Origin of the sequence: Streptomyces sp. NPDC060000 (assembly GCF_042737375.1) — a bacterium.
GTDB lineage: Bacteria > Actinomycetota > Actinomycetes > Streptomycetales > Streptomycetaceae > Streptomyces.
Genome location: NZ_JBHWUU010000012.1, coordinates 98389 through 122307 on the forward strand (window position 1 = coordinate 98389; position 23919 = coordinate 122307).

General features: G+C 73.8%; 1 protein-coding gene (only partly in view). It reads left to right on the plus strand.

Annotated elements, in window-relative coordinates; translation table 11 throughout:
- Positions 1–23919 carry the 3' portion of a glycosyltransferase gene (locus ACFWBB_RS09505; RefSeq protein WP_385268849.1) on the plus strand. Its footprint begins 22239 nt before the window's first position, so 23919 of the gene's 46158 nt are visible here — the last part of the coding sequence; the start codon falls outside the window, past its left edge; its stop codon occupies positions 23917–23919.

The following is a 23919-nucleotide window of genomic DNA, read 5'->3' on the forward strand; positions in this document are numbered from 1 at the left end:
GGCCGTACCGGCCCGGAGACCTGGCTCAGCGCGCGGGTGCGCATGCGCACCGCCGACGCGGACCGTCTGGGCCACCGGCCACAGGAACTCCCGGCAGACACCTCGGGCCGGACCGCAGCCGACGTGGACGCCCTGGCGCGCACCGCGGCCGGACGCCGGCTGAGGCTCCCGCGGTTGTTCGGCGACTGGCTGCCGCCCACCAGCCGGGTGGACGAGCTGGACCCGCGGGACGCCGAGCGGGTCCTGCAACGGGCCCTGGTCCTGGTCCGGGCCACCTTCCCCGACTACCTCGCACAGCACGACGGGTGGCGGCCCGGCACCGCCCCGGCGGTCGGCGACGCTCTTCGGTGGCGGGACGGGACGCCCCAGCCGCAGCACGTCAGCAACCGGCTGGCGCTGGCCAACGCGCTCAACCCGGCAAGCCTCGCCCAGCACCTGCACGTGATGGCGAACGGCGGCCACGCCGTCGTGCTGACCCGGGTGGGCCTGACCGGCGTGGAGCGGATCAGGGTGACCGTCCGCGCGAGCCTCGACCCGGACGCCTTTGCGTACGAACGGTCGCGCCAAGGGCAGCTGGACGTGCACCACGGGTCGTCCTTCGACCTGCTGTCCACCGTGAACCGGCGGGGGACAGCCGCCGCGGGCATCGGGATCTCGTTCGACCAGATGGTGCCGGACACGGATTTCCCCGCGCAGAGCATAGGCGGCCGGCTCACCCCGCAGGTGAGCCGGAGCCGGTCCGTCAACGAGGCCGGCGGCTTCCTCGCGGGCGGCGCCACCGGCGGCGGATCGCTGTGGATCAGCGAGTTCAGCGGCAAGGTGACCCTCCACATCGGCGTCGAGCCGGTCGGCGGTTCCGGCTCAGGGCCCCGGCTGAACGGCGCGGACCGGGAGCTTCCGCCGGCCGAGGCCGAGCGGATGTCGATCCGTCTGCTCACCTCGGAAGACCTGATGCTTGAGGACGACGGCGCCGGCGGCCTCCGGCACACCCTGGACTTCGCGTCCGCGCTCGACGAGAGCGGCGCGCCGCGGCGGGTGCCGAGGACCGCCGAGCCCGCGCCGCAGCTGTCCTGGACCCCCGGAGAGGCCGAACGCCTTCCGCGGAACACGCTGCACATGGTGCGCACCGACCACCTGCTGCCCGAGATCGAGGCACGCCTGCGAGAGGCCGGCGTGCCCTCCCTGGACCCGCAGGACCAGACATCTCTGCGCATGGCCGTGGCCGGACTGGGGCCCCGGATACGGGACTTCACGTCGGACGCGTATCCGCTGTGGACCCGGCGGATCGCGAACACCACCTTCGGCATGCCGCAGGTGGTGGAAGTGGCGGTCCGGGCCACGGTCACCAGGCTGACCGCGCTCGGGGCGAGCGACCACTCCTACCAGTACGAGCACACGCTGGGCACCGCGCTGATCCGGCACGGCGAGACCGACGATCGCGGGGCGCTGAGCGCAGCGGTCGGCGCCGGAGTGGGCCACAGCACCGGCCCGGTGCCCGACGACGCGGAGACCCCCGGCGACGGGTCGGCGGCGACGGACAGCACCCAGCAGGCCGGGCGGAACTACGCCTATGGGCGCAGTGCCCCGGTCACCGGGGAACGGGTGGCCGAGGGGGAGAGCCACCGGGTGCACGTCACGATGGGCGGAGTGTGGGCCGAGGCCCCGACCGAGTTCGTCGTCACGGTGCGCCGGTGGGCGGAGTCGCGGACGGGCTTGCTCGGTGGCCTCAGCTCCCGGCGGTTCGCGGAGCGGGAGATCACCGGCGCCTCGGTGCCGGCACCGGGACTGGCGCTGATGCCGCTGGAGTCCGCCCGGCAACGTGGCCTCGTCGCGTCCCCGACCGGGACGGCCATGGCGCCCGCCGCCGACCAGGCGGACCGGGCCCGGGTCGACCAAGCGCTGGCCCCGGCCAACGTGCTGCGCGGTGATGGCTTCGACTACTCGGTGCTGCTCACCGTCCCCGACCTGCGCCCGTACGTAAGGGACCTGCTGCCCGCCGTCCGAGAGGCGCTCCCCCGGGAGCACGCCGACGCGGTGGAGGCGGAACTGTGGAAGGTGGCCGCCAACCAGGGCACCAGCGCGCTGCTGGAGACCATGCTGGCCGGCCTTCCGATCCTGGTGCCCAACCGCAACGAGCTGAGCACCGACATGGCCGTCGTCACCCTCACCGCCAGGCTCCTCAACCCCCGGCCGGGTGGCCGGGAGGCCGGCGAGCACATGCTCGAAGTCAAGAGCCGGCGCACCTACGGGCAGTCCCGCGTCGAGTCGAGCGAGCGCAGCCACGCTCAGAACGCCGCCTTCGCCGAGGCCCACGATCTGTCCGGGTCCGACGGCGGACACTCCAGTGAGGTCGACTTCGGGCCGGCCTTCTCCCGCGCCTCCTCGCGTACCCGGCAGGCGAGGACCGGTTTCCAGCAGAGCGCCGGCATCGCGCAAGTCACCCGCCCCTTCACCACGGTCTTCGATGTAGAGATCACTGCCACGCTGGACGTGCACCGGGGGCTGACCGCGTCCGCGCCGGGGGTCGGCATGCTGCTGCCCATGGTCGGGCGGCACGACGAGCACCTGCTCCCCTCGCGGCTGTTCCCCGGCGCGCTCCGCCTCGGCCACGCGCAGGAGCTTGCCCAGCCCGACGCGGCGCCGGTGCCCCGTCCGCCGACCCACGTCGACCCCGCGCCGCCGGAGTTCGCACGGCAGGGACCGCAACTGACCCCGGCCATGCTGCGCGAGGCGTACCTGGGCACCGTCGGTGACCTGAGGGGGCTGCGGGGGGCGACCGAGTCCCTGTTCACCGAGGGGAAGTGGAGCACCGGCGCCTCGATCGCGTCGAACTCCTGGCAGGGCGGCCTGTTCGTGCTGCGCTCCAAGATCGCGGCCATCTTCAGCCCGCCCTACATGAGCCGGTGGTTCCTGCACCTGGCGGCCCAGGGCACCATCAGCGAACCGGTGACGCTGCCGGGCACGGGCCGCGACCTCGTCGGCCGACTGGAGATCCGCGCGGACATCCGCGGTCTGCGGGAGTCCGCGCCGTACCCCGATGGCACCAGCACACTGCCCGACACGATCGTCAAGGACTTCCAGCGCTCCGTTCTGATCACCCGCCCCGTCGGTCCGGACCTCCGGATCGGTGGCTCGCTGAGCGGGGCCACCGCCCCCAGGGGCCTGGACGTCGTACGGCAGGGCGGTCCGGTCGGGCAGACCGGCGACGACGCGGTCCAGCAGGGCAACCGGCGCTTCTCCCGGGTCGAGGCCGGCTCGATCGCCTGGCGCATCGCCTACTGGCCGGACGGCGGCACGCAACGGGCCTCGGGGGGTACGCCGCGGGCCGTCGAGGTGACCGTCACCGGCCAGGCGGCCGTCTTCTACGTACCCGCGGAGCAACTGGACGCGGTGCTCGGTCAGGCACCGGTCGGTGACGAGGACCTCGCATCCTCCGGCTCCTCGGTCGGCTCGGTCTCCTCCGCCGCGAGTCAGCGGGCCGCCGTGGAGAAAGGCAAGGGCCGGGCGACCGGCTCCGAGCAGGAGCAGGAGCAGGAGCCCCGGCCCGAGGACGAGCCTCAGGCCTGGCAGGAGCTCACCGACGCGCGGCGGGAGCTGCACCGCGCCGAACAGTCGCTGGCCGCGCAGCAGCAGCACCGCGCCGCGGGCCCCCGGTCCGATGTCGTGCGCCGGGTGGTGGCCGCGCGGCAGCGGGCGGTGGCGGCCGAGGAGGCGACGGAGGGCCTGGAACAAAAGGCCACCCATGCTCCGCCCACCGAGGAGGAGCTGCGGGCGCGGCCTCGGCTGCTCGGCGGAAGTCCGACGGACCGCTTCCGTGAACCGGCGGACGACCGCCGCTCGTACCGGATCGTCTCCGACTCCGGCTCGGTCGTCGGTCGTGCCTACCACAACGAGCCCGACTGGGAGCACCGCGCCGGCCACTGGGCCGCCTACGATCCGTCGACCGACTCCCGGTATCTGCAGCTGGACCCGTGGACGAGGGCTGAGCGGCCGACGCCCTGGGCGGGAGACCAGCACTACTTCCTGTCTGTGCACAGCCATGGCGGCCAGCTCGTGACCGAGGACACGGGGGGCAGCCGGCAGCTCATGTACGGCGCTGAGGCTGCCGCCATGCTCCGGCGCCGCCCGAGCCTGCGGGAGCTGAGATCCCACAACCCCAGCGCCGGCGTGGTGATGATCGCCTGCGAGGCCGGTGTCTTCGACGACGGCCTCGCCCAGCAGTTGGCGGACCACCTCGGCGTCACGGTCTACGCGCCGACCGGTTCGGCGGCGGTCCTGCGCCCTTCCGGGGAGGCGATCGCGCGCGTCTCGGTGGACGCTGCCGACGACCGGCCTGGTGAGTTCCGCACGTTCCGGCCACGGCCGAACTCGGTCACCAGTGTGCGGTTCACCGGCGACTCCAGCGACGTGCCGGCCGACCAGGTCCCGATCGTCGACGGCGTGGCCGACAGGACCGCGCAGGCGGTGCTGTCGGGCCTCGGGACCCCGCTGCTGAAGCCGGTGGTCACCGTCACCGGCTACGCGGGGGGCCACGGTCCGGACGTCCAGGGTCTCGACACCGGCCGGCAGCGGGCCGAGAACGTCGTCGAGTTGTTCCGGGACTCCCTGGCCCGTCATCTCGCGGACCGCCAGCGGGGGCAGGAGGAGCAGATCCGCGCGGACGCCGTCGTGGTGCTCGCGCTCTCCCGTGGCCGGGACCTGCCGGCGGCCGACCTGGCCACCGGGCAGGATCCGGCCGACCTGCTGCGGCGCGCGACGCTCACCATGCACATGCCCAGGGTCCCCGTCGGGGAGGCGGCCTTCGACGAAGAGGAGGACCTGGGCGACCCGGACTTCGCTCCCCGGGGAGACGCCGGCGAGGACAGTTCCCACGAGAGCTACTGGAACTCGGACCCGGAGCGTCACTACAACGTTCTGCCCGAGACCGAGACCGAGACCGAGACCGAGACCGAGACCCAGGCCCAGGCCCAGGCCCAGGCCCAGGCCCAGGCCCAGGCCCAGCTCGAGTCCCCGGCCCAGCCCGAGCGGGAGAACCAGCTCGCGGCGAGTCCGGGGACCGACGCAGTGCGCCGGTTGGAGGGCGCGCGGCAGCGGGCCGCCGTGGAGAAGGGCAAGGGCCGGGCGACCGGCCCCGAGCAGGAGCAGCAGGAGTCCCGGGCCGAGGAGGAGGCTCTGGGCGGCGCCCAGCAGCCGCGGACCCGGCCCCTCTCCCGGCCTCCCGCCGAAACTCCGAAGCCGGTCCCGGCCCAGGCCCCGCCCCACCGCCCCGGAGGCACCGCTCTGGAGGCCGTGCCCGAGGGCCGTCCGGCCTGGGTCGCGCACGACCTGGACCAGCGGCGGCCGGCCCGGCTCGACCGCGACCTGCCGCCCGCGGCGGTGACCAGCGGGCCCGTACGGTTCACCGACAAGTCGGGGCTGCCCGTCTACATGGGCGGTGTCGGCTCGCTGTTGACGAATCTGCCCGAGGACGTGCTGCGTCGCTCCTACACGTTCGGGCAGAGTGACCGGACCCTGCGCGGCGTCGACCAGGTGGTGGCCGAGATCGGCAACCGTCTCGGGCAGCACGCCGCGGTCCGGCCCGCAGTGGACCGGCGCGGCCCCTCGCGGGAACCCCGTCTGCTGGCCGATGTCGGGAGCCGGCTCGTACAGGCCCCGCAGAGCTTCTTCGGCGACGGGCAGGAGTTCTTCTACACCACCGGGGACGGCAAGCCCCGGGTGCTGAAGGTCACCGCCCGCCCGTACGGGCAGTGGACGCGGTACGCCTTCGGGTACGCCAACCCGGTGAAGATCGACAGCATGCAGCGGACCACCGTGCTCACCGGCCGGACCGCCGTCAACAGCACCAGCCTCGCGCTGGGTCTCACCGTGCCGCTGGGCCCGGCCAAGGCCGCGTTCTCCCCGTGGGGCAGGGTCTTCGCGCGACCCTCGTGGAACAAGCGGGTCCGCTACGTGGCGCCGAACCAGATGACGAGCCAGACCGAGACCCGCACCACGGACGGCTCGCACGCCCATCTCGACGACGTCTGGTACGAGTTCACGGTCACCGACCAGGCGAGCCGCCCCGTCGACCGGTCGGGCCGGGCCATCCCCGAGGGGGACGTCTCACGGCAGCCCGTTGCCTTCGGCTTCGCCGTACGGGACGGGCTGTACGTACGGCTCCCGGACAGCGTCACCCGCGAGCAGCGGCCCGGCACCCGCGACGGTCTGCCGGAGCGGCTCCGGCTCGGCCCGGGGTCGCACCACCGGTTCGTGAACACCGAGGGATTCGGTCCGGTCGCGCACATCCGGGACTGGGCGCTCCAGCAGCTCGGCGTCACGCCGGACAGTGTGGCCGGCACTCAGCTGGCCGACTTCTTCTCCACCGACGGCTTCCACCGCATGGCCCGGCTGCTGACGGCGGGCCGGGTCACCACCCCGCCGCTCTACGGCGACGACGCGGGGACGAAGCCGCTCGGCGTGTTCTCCGTACGGGTGGAGTCCGGCGAAGCCGTGCTCATCGACGGGACGAAGGCGGCCGAACTCCGCGACATCACGCAGTCGACCGTCCGGAACGAGCGGGTGTCCGGAGTGGGTTCGGGCTACGAGATCGGTGCCGCGATCGGTCCCTCGTTCCAGCTCTTCGGGCTGGAGGACGGGGCGTTCGACCTACGGCTGCTGCTGGGGCTCAACTTCCGCTACGGTTCCACGCGCAGCCGCTCGGTCACGACCGGCGGCTCCGGCGCCTTCAAGTCCGGGGCCCAGGCCAAGGGCGACCTCACCGGTCTCTACCTCTTCGACCACACCATCACCGTCACCTCGCCCCCCAGCGGGAAAGCGCCCCTGAGCCCTTCGTCACGCAGCAAGACGTTCCGGACGTGGAGCGTGGGGCGGATGACGCGTACCGAGGCGCGTCGCCTGGCCGGGCTGGACGTGGCCGCTCCGCGCGGTCCCGAGCCCACCGCCCCGCCGTATCTGACCGAGGATCACCCGCCGACTCTCGGTATGAGCCGGGTCGAGGAGTTCACCTTCGCGGACGGCGACTACGTCAGGAGCATCGACGGCAGGGACCGCACGCTGCTGGAGCACCTCGGGGACCGGGTACTGGACGCGGTGCGCCAGGCGCATCCGGACCTGGTGGCCCCGCTCGACGAGCTCAACCCGGACGACCCGCGGTGGCGGGACGCCGGCCATTTCCAGGTGGTGCTCGCCAACACCCTGGAGGTACTGAGCACGCTGTCGTACCACAGCGTGGCGGGGCTGGAGGCGATGCTGACCACCGGCCTGCGGATCGGCCTGGTGGACTCTCGCCGCATCACCCGCGGCTGGCGTCACGTGTGGGTGGACGCGGAGTTGACCGGGCGGCGGTACGAAGGGACCCAGCAGGATCTGCGGTTGCGGTTCAGCGCGCCGGGCAGCGAGAACCTCGCCGGCCAGGAGCGCGAGACCCGTGGCCTGCACGGCGGCGTCGAGGGCCTGCTCTCACTGCGGGACGGGGCCACGGACAACATTGGCGCGCCGATGCGTGCGGGCACCGCATCGGCGGGCGGCCGGTACGGACGGCGGGTGGAGTCCGAGAGCGGCTTCGGCCCGGCCGCCACCCACGAGGCGATGTCGATCGGCACCAAGGGGTCGCACGTCTACAGCTACGGGCTCAGCCTGACCGTGCGGCAGGACGGGTATCTGCGGCCCCGCAGCCTGCTGCGCGGTGTCCTCTCCCTGAACCTGATGGGCACCCAACTGTTCGTGTTCTCGGAGCGCGAGAGCGAACTGATCGGCCACGCCGTCACCGGAACCGGCGCCGCGGCGGGAGGCGGCCCGGTGGTGGGCCGGGTGTTGCTCAGCATCCCCGCCGAGCACAGCCCCGCCACCGCGTCCGTCCGCACCCCCCACCGACTGCACGGCATCCCGGTAGCCACCACCCCCGGCGAGGCCCGGGATCTGGCACTGGCCACACGTGCCGTCTTCGACCGGGCTGCCCGCCAGGATCCGGACGAGACCCAGAAGCACCCCTTGCTGACACTCGCCGTCGTCTCCCACCCCGGCATCGCGCTCGCCGCCGAGCAGGTGCTGGACGAGGCGTCCGGCAGCTCCTGGCATCTGACCCAGCAGGGCGCCCCGGCGCACGACTCGGCCCTACGTGTCTTCCAGGGACCGCAGTTGACGGCGAACTTCGACCAGAGTTCCACGCCGACCGGCTGGCGGGCGTCCGGGCTGTGGGCCAAGGGACCGTATTCGAACCGGTCGGCGATGCTCGCCCACCGGACCAGCGTGCGGCCCGGGACGCTCGCCGCGCTGACCGGGGCGGTGCCGGTCGACACCGAGACGACGATCGGTGGCCTCACCCAGGTGTCCGGACAGAACACCAGGACCAGCACCCTGTTCTTCGGCGGCCAACTGGTCTACCTGCAGTCACACGAGCAGGGGCCCGGGGTCAGCGGCAACTACGGCCTGGTCGTCAGCCCGTACCGGACCGACCGCTCGGAGACGGTCACCGTCTCCCGGGCGGCCCTTGCCGAGATCAACCGTAAGGACATGGGCCGCCACGTCCTGGTGAGCGGCGACGTCGACCACGAGATCGCCGCCGCTTCCACCGCCGTCGGCTGGAACGCGACGGGCCGCCTGTGGGTGCCGCGTCGACTGGCAGGGGCTGCCGGGCGGCGGGTTCTGGTCGAGGGCGGCTGGGTCGGGCACGTACCGGAGAAGACCGCCTACCAGCTGGGCCTGCTCACCGACCGGTGGGGCGATGTGCCGCTGTACACCCGGCGGTCGTGGTCGCCGCAGCCCTGGCTGCTCGACAACCCCTTCGGCAGCTTCCCCGTCAACTCGCTCAACACCGCGCCGGTACTCGGTGAGTTCGACCGGAAGCTGAGCGCCCTCGGCCTGGCCGACGCCGACCGGGACGCGATCCACCGGCTGGTCTCGGGCCGGGTGGTACGGGCCCTCGGCAAGGAGATGGTGGGGGCCGGTTCCTCGCTGCCCGCGCGGATCGGCCGCTGGGGTTCGGAGAGCGTCCAGCTGTGGATCGGCAGCCGGTGGGTCCGGGTGCGGGCCGAGCTGATCCCGGTCAGGGAGCCGCACGGCAGCGCCGGTACGGGGTTCGGCGGGCTCGGACACAGCGTGGAACTGGAGGAGCACCGGCATGCCAACGAAACGGTCCGGGAGGCCCGCAGCCGGGTGTCCGGCGTCAGCGTCGGGACCGTCGTCAGCGAAGGCGTGCACACCGGCGACCCCGCCGTACGCTCCGCCGGTCCCGCCTACACGGAGGTCGGCACCACCCAGCAGACGACCAACCAGGACCGCCTGGACGGCAGCGTCAGGATCGCCACCGTCACCACCACCCAGGCGCACGGCGTGCACGCCACCGGGCACCGGCTCCGCATCACCGTGCACTTCGGCGACGGCGCGCGGGACACGATCGTCGCCGAGGGCGACGTCGGCGAGCTGATCGAACACTTCCCCCTGAGTCTCATGCGCCCGGATCCGGTGGACCAGCAGGACCCGGGACCCCAGGGTGACCCGCTGGCCCCGCCCGAGCTGGACGTGCCCGGGGAACCTCGCCCGGTCCCGGTGCCGCGTTCCATGGGGCCGGACGGATGGCGTGACGTGCCGCACCCGGACGGCACCAAAAAGCCGTTCGAGCTGCCCGAGGACGGCTTCAAGATCCGCCGGATCGTCGGCCTGGGCAACATCCGGGCCGCGGGCAGTCTCGCCGTCGCGGCCGCGTACGACGCGTCCTTCCCGCGGACCGGCCGCCTCGACGACGACCGGCTCGCGCGGGCCATGGACACCGCCCTGACCCGCCCCGGCACCGCCGCCGCGCAGAACCTGGAGGACGGCACGAGCAACAGCGCGCTCACCGCCTTCTACGACCGCACCCTGACCGCCGGCGGCTACCGGATACCGGGCCTGACCGACACCGGCTTCCTCGGCGGCGCGGACGGCGATCTCACGCTGTACTCCAAGCCCCGCTTCGACCGGGCCCAACTGCTGGCCGTCGCGGACGGTATGAAGCACGAGGCACCCAAGCGGGACCTCCGGGGCGGCGGCATGTCGGTGTCCCGCGGCGGCGCGCACGAGGCGACGCTCGGCGGCGGCCCGGTGCTGTCCTCCCAGCAAACCGGCACCAACCAGCTGGGCAGCGGTACCGGCGACCACTCCGCCGACTCCGACGCCCTGACGGCCTCCGGCGACCGCCTCGCCTCGGTCAACGTCAAGCCGCACGTCACCCGGTCCTTCCTGTTCGCCATTCCCACCACCTGGCTCAGCGTCGCGACCGTCCACCACCATGCCAGGGACAGCAAGGTGGGCCGGGCGGCCCGCAGTGTCTTCGGCAACCCCAGCCGGGGGCCGCAGGCGCTGGAGACCGACACCACCGTCCTGGCCTGGGTACGCGAGGACGTCGCTCGGCAGCTGGAGCTGATCGGCGACGCCGGCTTCCCGCCGAAGGTGGCCAAGGCCTGGGACGCGGTCACCAAGGCGGACAAGGAGTGGGTCGCCGCCGACAAGGCGTACTGGGATCTGCGCCGTGACGGCGAGGCCAGGCGGCAGGCCGACCTGGCGGCGGCCGAGCAGGCGCTGTCCGACCTGACGGCTCGTGACCCGTCCACCCTGCCGGACGTGGCGGCGGCCCGGGCCGACGTCGACCTCCTCGGCCAGGAGGCAGCGGCGGACGCCGGGACCGCGCACGAGGGCGGGGCGGACCAGCGCCGCCAGGAGCGCGAGGCCGCGGTGGGCCGGCTGACCGGAGCACTCCGGGCGGCCGCGGACGTGGTGGCCGCCGCCCGGGCCGCCCGGGACGCCGCCCAGGCCCGGCTGGACGGGCTCGGCACCGAGCTGGGGGCGCTGCGCACCAGGGCGGAGGCCCTGGCCGACGAGTACGCCCGGGTCCGCGAGGCCACCGACCGGCTCACCCGCTGGCACCAGCTGGCCGTCACCGAGCGGGGCCGCTCGCGGCTCGGCACCACACCGGAGCCGGACGAGGTGACCTTCACCCCGCCGCCGCGGCTAGGTGTCGCCGGAGCGACCCCGGCCAAGGAGGCGAACGGCAAGGGCAAGGGGACGGGCAAGGACGTCCCGGGGGCCGAGAAGACCGGGCCCGGGCCGTCGGACGACGTCGCGTCCGACTCCGACGAACGCCCCGCACACGCCGTACCGCCGTGGCAGGCCGCCGCTGACCAGAGGGGCCTGCGCCGCTTCGACGCGGCGGCGGACCACCGCACCCTGAGCGCCACCGACCCGGACGGGACGACGTACCTGTACGACCTGCACCGGCCCGACGGTGACGGCAACGGCTTCTACGCCGCCGTCCTGGCCGCCCGGGGGAGTGCGGCCGGTGCGTCCTCCGGTCCGGTTGTCCCGGGAAGTCCGGAGCAGCTGGCCGAGCGGGTCGCCGGGAGCCCGCTGCTGCCTGCGGACGCCACGCTCGATCCGCGGGCGGTGTTCCACGTCTCGGAACTGCGTACCAGTCTCGGTTCCGGCATCCGGGGCAGCGGCGAGACGTATGACGCTGTCACCGCGGGCGGCGGCAGGCTGCCCGTCCCGGTCCGTGACGCGCTCACCTCCGAGCAGCGTCAGAGCCTCGTCCGGCTCAACCTGCGAACCGCCCGCCGATGGGACGCCGGAACGGCCGATCTGGCCGCCTCCCTCACCGCCCGGACGCTCGCCATCGACCTCACCGTCGTCGCGGAGGACGGTTCGTACCGGCGTTTCTCCCACGCCGACGAGCCGTCGTACGAGGTGACGCTCTACCAGCGTGGCGGCCAGTACCTGGCTGCCCGCCCCCGTCAGGCCGGCCCGCCGCCCCACCCGGTGACCGCGCAGGTCCCATCGGCCCCGGGGGAGCGGCCGGCGGTCCCGGCGGACACGGGCGTGCACCTCCGACCGAACCCGTTCACGTCCTCGGCCCCGGCCGACCAGCCGGTCGCCGGGTACACGGCGGTCATCGGCGAGCAGGGGGCCGCCAAGGAGTACCTGCCCGTCGAGGAACTCCTGGAGCGGTCGCGGACCGCCCGGTACGGGGACCGGCCGCTCGCGGTGTGGCTGCCCGGCGTGGACGCGGCCCCGGGGCTGGACCGGGCGGCACTGGAGCGGCTGCCGGACCTGGTGCCGGAAAACATCGTCCTGGTCTTCGGCGAGCCGGACGCCGGTGGTCTGACGGCCGGTGGTCTGACGGCCGGCGGACGTCGGGTCACGGTGGCCGGGCTCGCCGGCCTGCTGGCCGCGGCCGCGCCGGGGCGGGCTCCGCTGCTGGCCATGCCGGGGGCCGACCGGCTGGCACCGGCGCTGGCCGAGGCCCTGGAGACACCGGTCGTCGCGAGCGCGCACGGCATGGTCCTGGACCCCGCCGCCGGCACGCTGGGCGAGGCCGCCCCGCCCGACGCCACCGGGGAACAGGGCGCCGGCTTCCGGCTCTTCGACGCCGAGCACCCGGACGGCGAGCCGGTGTTCCGGGAGTGGCGCACCACCCCGTGGACACCCGGCCCGGCCGACGTGGTGGAGTTCGTGCCGGAGGGCGTGGAGCGGCGGCCACCGGACTCCGTGAGTGCCGACCCGGACCGCACCGGCGCACCCGAGCAGACCGGCAGCCTTGGTGCAGGCATGCCCCCCAACCGGCTGGAGCGCGTGCACCTGCGGCCCGCGACGACGTCTGTGATCCCCCGCGAGAGCTGGTTCGGCCGTCGGGCCGAGGCACCGGTGGCACAGCTGCACACCGAGCGGTTCGACCCGCTGATGAACAGGCTGATGGGTGGTCTGGTCCCGCAAGCGGAGATGACGTACATCCGGGCCGACGTGCGCCGCGTGCAGGCGGAGGGCGGGCTGTGGGTCCGGGACTACACACTCAAGCTGCCGGTGTCACCTTCCGCCGGCGTGTCGCCGACGGATCTCGCAAGGTTCCAGAACCGGCTGCGGGGGCTGCTCGACACGTACGTCAACATCGGCCACCGGTTGCCGCGCTCCGGCGACCAACTGCACGTCGGCGTGGAGTTCGTGGACGGCTCCGGCCACCCGGAGAACATCGCGATCGGTGACAGCCACGAGATCGAGCCCCCGCGGCCGTTCCAGAGGGCCTGGGACCTCGAGCACGACGATCTGTCCCTGTTGCACGAGATGCTGCACTACCTTGGGCTGCCGGACGAGTACGTGGACGGCGAGTTCGTCCTCCGGTCGCGCCCCGGCCAGAGCGGCGTTCGCCCTGGTGGCCTGATGTCCACGGACGGAATGGCCGTCGAGTCGCGGCACCTGCGGATCATCGAGGACGTCACGGATTCCGGCCCTGTCCTCTACGATCACCCGCTGGACGTCCGCCCGGCCACGGAACCCGTGGGCGACGAGCGGCCGGACGTCCGGACGGCGGTCACGGAACAGGGACTCACCACTCGGCCTCGACGCGCGGCGGCCGGGCCGGGATCGCCGCTGGGTGAGCCGATCGAGGTTCATCCGGCGGCGCGCACGATCGGCATCCCCCGGGCCGGACTGCCGTACCTGCCCGAGGTGATCCGGACGCTGCGGGCGATGGCCGAGCAGGTCGGGCAGAGCGTGCCCGAAGCCGTATGGGACCGGCTGCCGCAGCGTCTGCTGAGCAATTACCGCTATCTGGTGCCGGGCGAGGGCGAGTTCGCGGGCGGCGGGCTGCTCGTGCCGCTGGGCGGCGTCGAGGCACTGATCACGCTCGACCCGCAGGACCCGAGGTCGGTGCGGTTCCCGGCTGCGGCGTACGACCGCCCCTCGTCGCTGGAGACCATCCAGGAGGAACCCGGGACCGGCGCGGAGTCCGGGGCCGGCGGCGCGGAGTCCGGCGCGGAGCCCCGGTCCGGCTCCGGGTCGGGCGCGTCCTCGTCGGCCGGGCCACTGGGCCTGGTTCCCGAACAGGACGGCGCCCCCGAGCGGTTCCACGCCAACGAGGCGATCAACGCCTCCTATCTGACCGGCGCGTTCGTGCGGACCCACGCCGGCCCGACCGGCGCCACCCGCGGCGCGATCTCGATGTCGTACGGCATCGGCGTGAGCCCCGGCGTGCTCCAGGTCGCCCGGGTCGGCATGGGGATCTCCGGGGTGGCCAACGCGTCCGGCCGGTCCACCAGCTGGGTCGGTGACGCCGAGGGCGGCCACGTCGAGGCCGCCAAGGCCGACTCCACGATGGTCGCCTACCGGCCCCACTGGTCGGTGCGGATCCGTACCGACGCGCGGCACGGCTGGCACGGCATCCAACCCGTCACGGTGGAGACCGAGGGCGACCGGCGGCTGCTGCTCTACGTGCCAGAGCACTACCTGCAACAGGCGCCGCGGCAGATCACCGCGGTCGGTACCGGCGGACTGGAGACCCGGCTGCCCGCGGTGCACTACGCGTCCGGCCTCACCGGCCTGCCCGCGCTGTTCGACGGGATCGTCGCCGCCGCGCACCGACAGGGACTGAAACTCCCCGTCGGCGGCCCGACCCATGACGAACTGCTGCAGAAGCTGTGGAACCTCGACTCCCACCTGGACGAGGCCATCGGCGACAAGCGTGGCTACGCGTTCGCCCTGCACGACCGGTACGGCAGTCCGGTCGCGACGATCGAGGTGCACACGGTGCGGTCCTCGCGCGGCACCCGGATCGGCGCCACCAGCGACAAGGCCCCGATCGAGAACGTCAGGACCGCCATCGACGGAACCGGCGGTGCGCACACGGTCAGCCACTCCACGACGCTCGCCGCGCTGTCGGCCGAACTCGACCTGCTGCCGGTGCCGTTCAAGGACTCCGCGCTGGGACTGGGCGTCAGCGCCTCACTGTCCATGACCTGGTCCACCTCCGACGGCGTCAGCGCCGGCCGTACCGGGCTGTGGGTCGTGGTGCCGCGCTACACGGCCCATACCGCCGGGTACCGGCTGGAGTTCAACCACAGCGCGCTGGTGGCGGTGCGCGGCGTCGGGCCGGTCATGACGCCGATCGTTCCCGGCCAGGCCCTGGTCCGGATGCCGGAGCCGGAGGCCTTCCGGTACGGCTTCCCGGTCGACGAGGAGGCGCTGCGAGGCCCGTCCGTCACCGAGACCGCCCCCTCGGCGCGCGCCACGGACGGTGTCCGGTCCGCCGCCGGCCTGCCGGACGTGGGGATCGAGAAACCGGAGGAGGGCGGGACGCGCTCCGCGGAGCCGGTGTCCCTCGACGGGCCGGAGGTCACCGAGGTCACCGACCCGGCCGAACTCGCCGCGTCGGCCGGACGAGGCGGAGCCGTCAGGTCCGGCTCGGGCACCGGGTCCGGCGACGCGGCCGACGGCGTCACGGAGGTGCCGGAGCCCGCGGCGGCCGTCCACGAGGGGCCGCTCGGGCGGACCGTGCGGTACGCGCCCGGCCTGATCCGCCGCACCGGGCGCCGCCCGGGGGACCCCGAGCACCTGGACGTCCCGCCGCACGTCGCGATGGGCCGTGGCATCGGCATGGGCCTCGTCGACGTCGACGAGGACACGGTGCGCGGGCTGTACGACGGGCTGGCCCGGGAACTGCGCCGGCTCGGGTTCCTGCCCGAGGACGAGGTGGCGCCGCTCGCCGCGAGCCGCTGGTGGTCGCACGCCAACAAGCTGAACAGTCAGCTGGAGAACCACGAGCTGCTGAACAAGTACGTCTCCCGGCGCGGACTGGAGTCGCACTACGACCAGCTGCACCAGTCCGGTCTGGCCTTCACGATGTTCAGGCGCCGGGGCGGTCTCGGCGTCGACCTCGACGTGGACGCCGTGCAGGTGACGATCAGGGCGGTCACCTCCCCGGGCCTGCCGCCGAGGTTCGAGGGCTCGACCGACGAGATGGCCACCGTCAATCTCGCGATGGGCATGGACACCGCCGGCCAGTTCAGCAGCGGCAGCCGGAAGATCGCCCTCGGCTTCCGGTTCAAGACCCTGTTCCAGCAGCTCAGGGGCTCCCTGGCCGGGTTCGACCTGCAACGCTCGGTCGGCGGCACCGATGCCGTCTCGTTCCTCAACAACCGCCCCGAACTGCTCGAGTACCCGGGGGTCGTGTACAAGCACGCCCTCTTCAGCGACTACATCGTCACCCTGAAACTCCGGCACAGTGGTCTGCAGGGCCGTATACGGCCTGGGACACGCGACCCGGAACCCATCTCGCTGCTCGAGCAGCGGGCCGTGGCGTACCTGCCGCCGCTCGTCAACCCGGCACCCCCCGGTACGACGTCGCCGCACAGGACTCCGCGCTCGGTGCTCGAACAGGCGGTGGTCTACCACGTCGACGCCACCGGCCTGCGCGAGGCCGCGGCCTCGGCGCTCGCCGAACTGGTCGGCCCGCAGGGCGAGGCCGACCAGGAGCTGTCCTCCTTCACCAGCACCATCCAGGTGCGGGCGCACCTGAAAGAGATCCTGAACGGCCGTTACACCACCGACCAATTCTTCGGCGCCGGCTTCTTCCGGGACACCCTCGGCGCGGTCGACGTGCGGGCCACGATGGGGCCGTCCGAGTTCGCGGGGGCCACGAAGGACATGTTCGTGCTGGGCGTCATCCGGTTGTGGATGAGCCAGACCAACAGCACTGACACCAGCTCCGCCGGTCTGCGGTGGGCGCAGGCCGACGTCACCGCGGGCGGGTCGACGCCGGACGGCGCGGGCTTCGTCCAGGGCGGGGCGGACGCCTCCCGGAGCTGGCAGTGGAACACCGCGTCCAGCGGGGGGCGCACCGGAGCCGAGGAGCAGATCAAGCTCGATTTCAACCGCGGCTACGCCTACCGCACCTCGCTGGACTACGTGGTCACCAGCCACGTGGACAAGGTCGCGAAACTCGTACCGGACGCGCACCGGTCGGACCGGCGGGAGGTCACCGGGCGCACGGCCCTGTACCTGCTGTCCGAGCCCGAGGCGCTGGAGCAGTACGCCAGGGACGTCCTGCCGGTTTCCGACGAACAGCTCGTCGACGTCATGAACCGCTGGCGCGCCGGAGAGGTCAGGCTCAGCGGCAACACTGTCGCCGGTGTGCTGTCGCGCTGGACGCGGGACGTGCCCGAGCCGGGCCCCCGGCCGCTGACTCGGGCCGGCGCCCAGGCGGTGGCGGACACCCTGGACGGGCTCACCGCGAACCGCCGCGAGCTGGCCGGGCTGTTGGCGCGGCTGCACGACAACGGCGCTCTGACGGTGTTGGACGAGCGGACCCGGACCGCGTTCAACGACCGCTTCGGGCAGGAGCTGAAGGACTCCGGCAGCGGCTTCACCGAGATCGAGCTCCCCGAGTACCTGACCCGCCGGGACCCGGGCGGCCGGACCCTGGGCCACAGTGCGGTGCACGCGATCAGCTACCCCGACGGCCGGTCGACGTACGACCTCGTGCGCGAGCAGGTGGACCGGGTCGCGCCGGGGCTGCTGTCCTCCCGGCCCGCGCTGTGGACCGGTGACGGGCGCAGGATCGGACGCCTGCAGGGCGCCGAGAACATGCTGCAGGGGCTGCTGTCCGAAGGCCGCGAGGTGGCCATGGTGGAGGACCTGCTCTCCCCCAACGGCCACACCTTCTACCTGGTCAACCAGATCGGCTGGCTGCTGTCCGACATCGTCGAGATCAAACTGACGGCTACGCTCGACGGCGGCCCCGACGTGTACGACTTCCGCCCCGGGACCGGCCTGGAGAAATACGGTCACGGCTATGTGAGCACCGCCACCACCACCTCCCGCGACGCCTCCCAGACGTTCACCGCCGCCAAGTTCGGCAGCGGCGAGGCGAACGCCTCCGGCAGCGGCGGCGTCGGATTCGGCGAGGGCCGCCACCGCGGCGTCACCCAGGCCGAGACGGGCACGACCGAGCAGACCGTCTACGCCTATGACGACACCCTTCTGGCTCGGTACGGACTCACCTTCACCGTCCGGGCCAGCCGCCTCGACACGGCGGGCCGGCTGCTGAACAACGCGCTGGCCGGGTTGTACCGCGGCCTGGACGCCGCCCGGTCCACCGCCGCCGTCGCCAGCGTCTCCGGCCTGATCGACCTGCAGGTCCCGCGCGGTCTGGCGGAGTTCCGTCCGCAGCACGGCCCGTCGGTCGCGCGCGGCCTGCGACCGCTGCCCGAACTGCCCGGTGACGCCTACGTCTCCGGCGTCCTGCTGGACGACGGACTGTCGGCCGCCCTGGAACTGATGACCCGGCTGTTCGGCCCCCAGGCGGACGGCGCGCGGACCCGCACCAGCCTCGGTATCCGGCAGCTGATGAGCCGCGGCCACCTGGCCAACCACCTTCACGAGGCGTCCGCGGGCCGGCGTTACCTGATGACCGACGCGCTGTTCGTGCCGGGCCACTCGTCCCGGCGGGCCAAGCTCCACATGAGCGGCGACCTGTTCGACCTGGAGGTTCTCGGCCCGGTCAGCGGCACTGGAACCGGCCGTTACACCAAGCACCAGAGCGGCACGACGGCCGCTGCGAGCAACGACCGCTGGCGTCCCTCCGCCTCCGCGGGCGTCTCCGGGTCGGGTGTCCTGCACAGCCACGACCCGGCGCAGTCGCCGGACGGCCAGGCCTACCAGCCGTACACCGGCGGGGGCTCCACCGGGTTCTCGCGGAGCACCGGCAGCGGCCTGGCCGGGGCGGGCACCGAGAACTACCGGCGCGAACAGCACATCAAGCAGCAGGGTCCGGTCTACCTGGTGCGGCTGCGCGGCCGCTACCGGCTGGAGGCGGAGCGGTACACCCGGAACCTGCTGTGGCCGGACGCGACCCGCCGCGACGTCCTGTACAGCAAGGTCTTCACCGGCGACGTCTACGCGGAGCTGTTCCAGGCGGAGGTCGACGAACTGCGGGCCCGGACGGAGCAGCCATCCGCTCCACGCGACGACGACGCGGACTGGGCGGCCCTGAACACGGCGCGCCCGCTCGACCTGACCACCCTGATCGAGCGGGCGGCGGACGAGCGCGGGGCCGACGCGGCCCGCCTGCACCAGTCGGTGGCCCGCCGGATCAGGTCCGGGGCCGCCGGCCCGCTCGACGCGGTGGTGCTGCACCTGGACCGCCGGGCGCTGGCCGAGCGGGCTCACCGGGCCGTGCTGCGCTGGGCGGTGGTCACCATGCTGGCGGACCTGGCCGAGGCGCGGGCCGTGGACCCGGACGTCGCGGAGCCCGAGAGCATCTCCCGGTACCAAGGCATGCTGGTCGGGCGCCTGTCCGAGCTCCCGCTCGGGGAGGATCCGGAGGACCTGGTGCACGCGGTCGTGCGGGAGGTCAACCGGGTCCGCGACCTGCTCATGGCTGTCGAGGGATTCATCCCGGCACCGGTCCGGCTTCCTCAGATCGTCCCGTTCATGGCCCTGTCGGTGGACTACCTGGTCCGGGACCTCGCCCACGAGCTGGACGTGCCGGTCCGGGCCGACATCAGCGGCGTGGACGAACGGGCCCACAGCCGCTGGGCCGGCCCCTCCGGCCGGGTCCATGCGTTCGACCCGCTCGACCCGGACGCCCCCGGGACGCTCGGTCTGACCGGCGCCCAGGCGGAGACCGCCGGTCTGCTCACCGCGGCGGTACGCGCGGACGCGGACCGGCTGGGACTCGACCAGACGGAACTGGGTGAGATCTACCGGACGTCCTGGCAGCGCCGGCAGAGCTTCGGCGACGCCGTCCAGGCCGAGACCGGGCGCCGCGGCGAGCGACTGCGGACCCTCGACCCGCGCCTGCACGGCCTGCTGGACCGAGCCGTGGAGGCGTCGGTCCGGACCGGGCAGCAGGGCCACCCCGACGCGGCCGCCGACGCCGACCAGGCCCTGGACGCCCTGTGGGTGCTGGCCCGCGACACCGGGGACGTCCCGCCCGAACGGCTGGCCGACCTCCTGGCGCGCATCGAGGCCGCGCTCGCCCGGCGCCCGGACGGCACCACCGTCGACGCCGCGGCTGACGCCGTCGCCGTCGACCGGATGCCGACGGAGGACGAGCCGGGCGGCACCGACGGCATCGACGGCCCCGACGGCAGGGACGAACCCGGTGCCCTGACCGAGGCGGACCGGGAGCGGACCGGTCTGGCCTTCCGGCTCTGGCGCGGGCCGGGCACCGAGCTGGTGGCGGACCTGGAGCGGGTGCTGCTGGCCGCCGGCTCGGGCGCCCGGTCGCTCGTGGTGCCCGAAGGCCCGGACAGCGCCCTCGGCGGTCCGCTGTCCGCGGCCAACGTCCGGGGCCACGTCCGGTGGTTCGACCACGGCAGCGGCCGGCTGCTGCTGGATCCGCCGCGGATCACGGGCATCGCCGCGTCGATCGACCTCGACGCGGAGGGCACCCTGATCCGGCCGCCGCGGGAGCTGCTGGACCTGGGTCCGGAGGCGATCCGGTTCCCGCAGCTCGCGCTCGGTGCGGACCTGACCCGTCTGCTGAGCCCCGCCGAGCAGTCGCTGCTCGGAGCGACGGCCGACGCGCCCGACACCGCCGGCCACGCCGATGAGGACACCCACGTGGTCGGCGACCCGGCGGTCGGCGACCGCCCGGACGACGAGTCCCGGCAGAAGGCCGAGCCGGCACCGGCCGGGCCGCTGGTGCGCGACGACGAGGTGGCCGCCCACATCCAGGAACTCCATGAGCTGTTGCGGACGGCATACGCCGACGACGTCCGCGTCCGCCGGACGGACGGCGGCCCGCAGGGCGCCCGGCTCCGCGAGGAATTGCGGTACGCGACGGCGCTGCTCGACCCGGTCAACCTGGACGCGCGCGGAGCGGAAGTGCTCGGACTGTGGCGCGACGCCCGGTCCCTCGAACCGCTGTGGGCGCACCTGTCGGAGACTGATCTGCTGGCCGGGCCCGAGGCCACCGCCATGCTGCTCGGTCTGTCCCGGGCGGCCGAGCCGGTCGCCGCGTCCGCCGCGCTGGACGTCCTGACCCGCCTGCGCGACCGGCTGGGCTCCCTCGCCCGGAAGACCGACCCGGCCGCTCCGGACCGGGCGGCGGTCGACCGGATGACCCTGGCCGCCGACCGGCTGGCCACAGAGCTGCGACCGGTCGCCACGGCGGCCGGCTCCTCGCGCCGCCCGCTGGGCTCCTACGGCGCGCCGGTGCCGGACGGCGTCGCGCAGGACCGGCCGGAGGGACGGCCGTCCGCCGCCCCGGACTTCTACGCCCAGCGGCCGGCCGGGCCCGCCGCGGCCATCGCGGACGCCCTGGTCACGTCGCCCGGCGAGGGCGCCGCACGTCCGGTCGCCGCCCGCAACGAGCTGCTGCGGCAGCTCACCCGGGTGCTGCACGACCCGGTCACCGCCGAGCGGGTACGGGAATCCGGGGCGCGGGTGCTGCTGGTGCCGCGCGGCGTCCGGCCGACCGACCTGCCCGGCTACGAGAGCCTGCGGGACCTGCGGACCCACGGCGACGCCGGGCAGACCCGCCCGGCGGGCGAGGCACGAGGCCTGACCGACTTCGGCGCCCGCGTGGTGGTGGTGGCGGAGGAGAACCTGCTTGGCGAGGACACCGGGATCGACGGACTGGCGTCCCACCCGGACGGCTACTCCAGCGTCCTGCACGAACTCGCCCACCTGGTCCACTTCTTCGGACTCGACGACGCGGAACGCCAGCTGGTGCACGCCGCCTACCAGTTCCGGCGGGACCTCGGCCCCGACACCGAGTGGGCCGACGGCCCGCGCCTGGGTACCGACGGCCGTCCCGCCGACAACTACGCGTCCACCGGCCCCGAGGAGTACTTCGCCCAGACGAGCACCGCCTACCTGGGCGCCAACCGCGGCCACGATCCGTACACCGGTCGGCCGCGCAACAACGGCGCCGGATGGGTGTGGGCCAACGACCCGGCGCTGGCGCGGCTGCTGGCCCGGCTGTACGGCCCCGCAGCCGACACGGCCCCGCCCGGCAACCCGGTGGCCGCCGACCGGGCCGAGAACGACGCCCTGGCCGCGGCGAGCGACCTGGCCCGGCTGAACGAGGCCGCCCCGGCGGCCCGGGACGAACTCGCGGCCCGGGGCGAATCCGTGGCCCGGGACGAACTCGCGGCCCGGGGCGAATCCGTGGCCCGGGACGAACTCGCGGCCCGGGGCGAATCCGTGGCCCGGGGCGAATCCGTGGGCCGGGACGAATCCGCGGCCCGGGGCGAATCCGTGGGCCGGGACGAATCCGCGGCCCGGGGCGAATCCGTGGCGCAGGACGAACCCGTGGCGCAGGACGAACCCGCCCCGGCCGTGACGGCAGAATCCGAGCAGGCGGGCGCTCAGGACCGGCTCAGCGGCGCCGTCACCGAGTTCGACACCCTGCGGGACGGTTCGCAGGGCCTGGTCCACCTCGACCCGGTGCCCCAGGAACCGCTCGCCCCCGGCGAGACCCGCGAGAGCCGGCGCAGACAGACCGTGGTGACCGTGCTTCCGGAAGGGCGGGAGTACGGGCAGGTTCACGGCCGCCCGCTCGCCGATGAGAGCGCCGTACTCTCCGGCGACACACCGGACAGACCGGGCGCGTCGCACGAGCGGCTCGCCAGTGCGGACGCCGCTGGGCCGACCGTGGCCGACCGTCCGGCGGAGGTGGCGCCCGAACAAAGTGTTCCTGTGCCGGACGCCGTGCCGATCGTGTCGCGCACACACACCAGGGGCGCTCTGGGCCGCGACTTCCGGCCCGACGGTGTCAGGCGCCTGGAGGCGTCGTCGTCGCTCGAGGTCTGGAGGACGTACGCCGCCGGACCGGCCGACGCCGAGGGCAACCGGACCTTCCAGCCGCAACAGCCTCCGTGGTACACGTCCTCGTTCTTCGCGCCGGTGCCGTACTTCGTCCTGGTCGGCGGTATGCACCGGTCCCTCCGGGTGCGTACCGCCGACGGAACCGGACGGATGCGCCCGGACGAGTTCGCGGACCACCTGGCGTCACTCCCGGGGGTGCGACAGCTGCCCGCGGGGGCACCTGTCGTCCTGGGGATGTCCCAAGGCGGTGCGGGCGGGCTGGAGCTGCCTCGCCTGATCGCGGCCCGCACCGGCCGCACCGTGTGGTCTCACACCGGGGTGCTGGACTTCCCGCTGTCGCCCGACGGACGAAGCACCAGGATCGCTGTGCTGCCCGGCGCGGACGGCGAGTACCCGGGCCGGTGGCTGCGCAGCCTGCCCGACGATCTCGGCGCCGCCTCGGCCGAGGAGCGTCGCACCGTGCTGCCGGCGAAACCCGGGTGGCTGACCACCGTCGACGGTCAGCGGATCCTCGACTCGGACATCACCCACCACACCATCCAGGACGGCCGGCAGAGGCCGTTGGGACGCGCTTCGTTCAGGCCGCAGGAGTGGGCCACGAGCTTCCAGGCCGGTGCCGCCGGGTTGGGCGCCAAGCGCGATTTCCGGTCGGCGGAAGAAGTGCCTGGCGGGATCGTCCCCCTGCCGGAACCCGGCAGGCCGCTGCCGTGGACGAGAGACGTTCCGGGGACGACCCCGTACTTCTTCATGGGCCATGGCAGCGAGAACCACGTACATCTGCACCTGAACGCCCGGGCCCGCGACGCGCGGGTGGACGGAACGAATCTCGGGCGGTTCCTGCGCCGCCGCCCCAGCCTGACGTGGCTGCCGTCGGACGTCCCGATCGTGCTGGTTTCCTGCCGCACCGGGAACGGCGGGGGACGGCCGGACCGGAACACGGCGCAGCTTCTCGCGGACGAGACCGGCCGTGTCGTGTATGCGCCGGACAACGTCACGGCAACGAGCCTCAATGTGCCGGTGGGCGCCGACGGCACCGCCGGGCGGTGGTTGACCTTCCGGCCAAGGCGGCCGGAGACCGCGGGGTCGCCCGGGGCCGCACCACGGCCGGATGCGGGTGGCCCGTCCCGGGCAACACGGCGACCGGCAGCCGTCGATTCGTCCGGCGCCGCTCCGCGGCCGGATGCGGGCGGTTCGTCGGAGGCGCCCCGTTCGGATGCGGCCGGGCCGCCGGAGGCGCTTTCGCCAGCGCCCACCCCGATGCCCCCGCGCCGAACGCACCGCACCGGCTCCCGGCGCGGGTACCGCCCCGACCGCGGGCGCGCCGGGGGAGGCGAGTCGACCTGA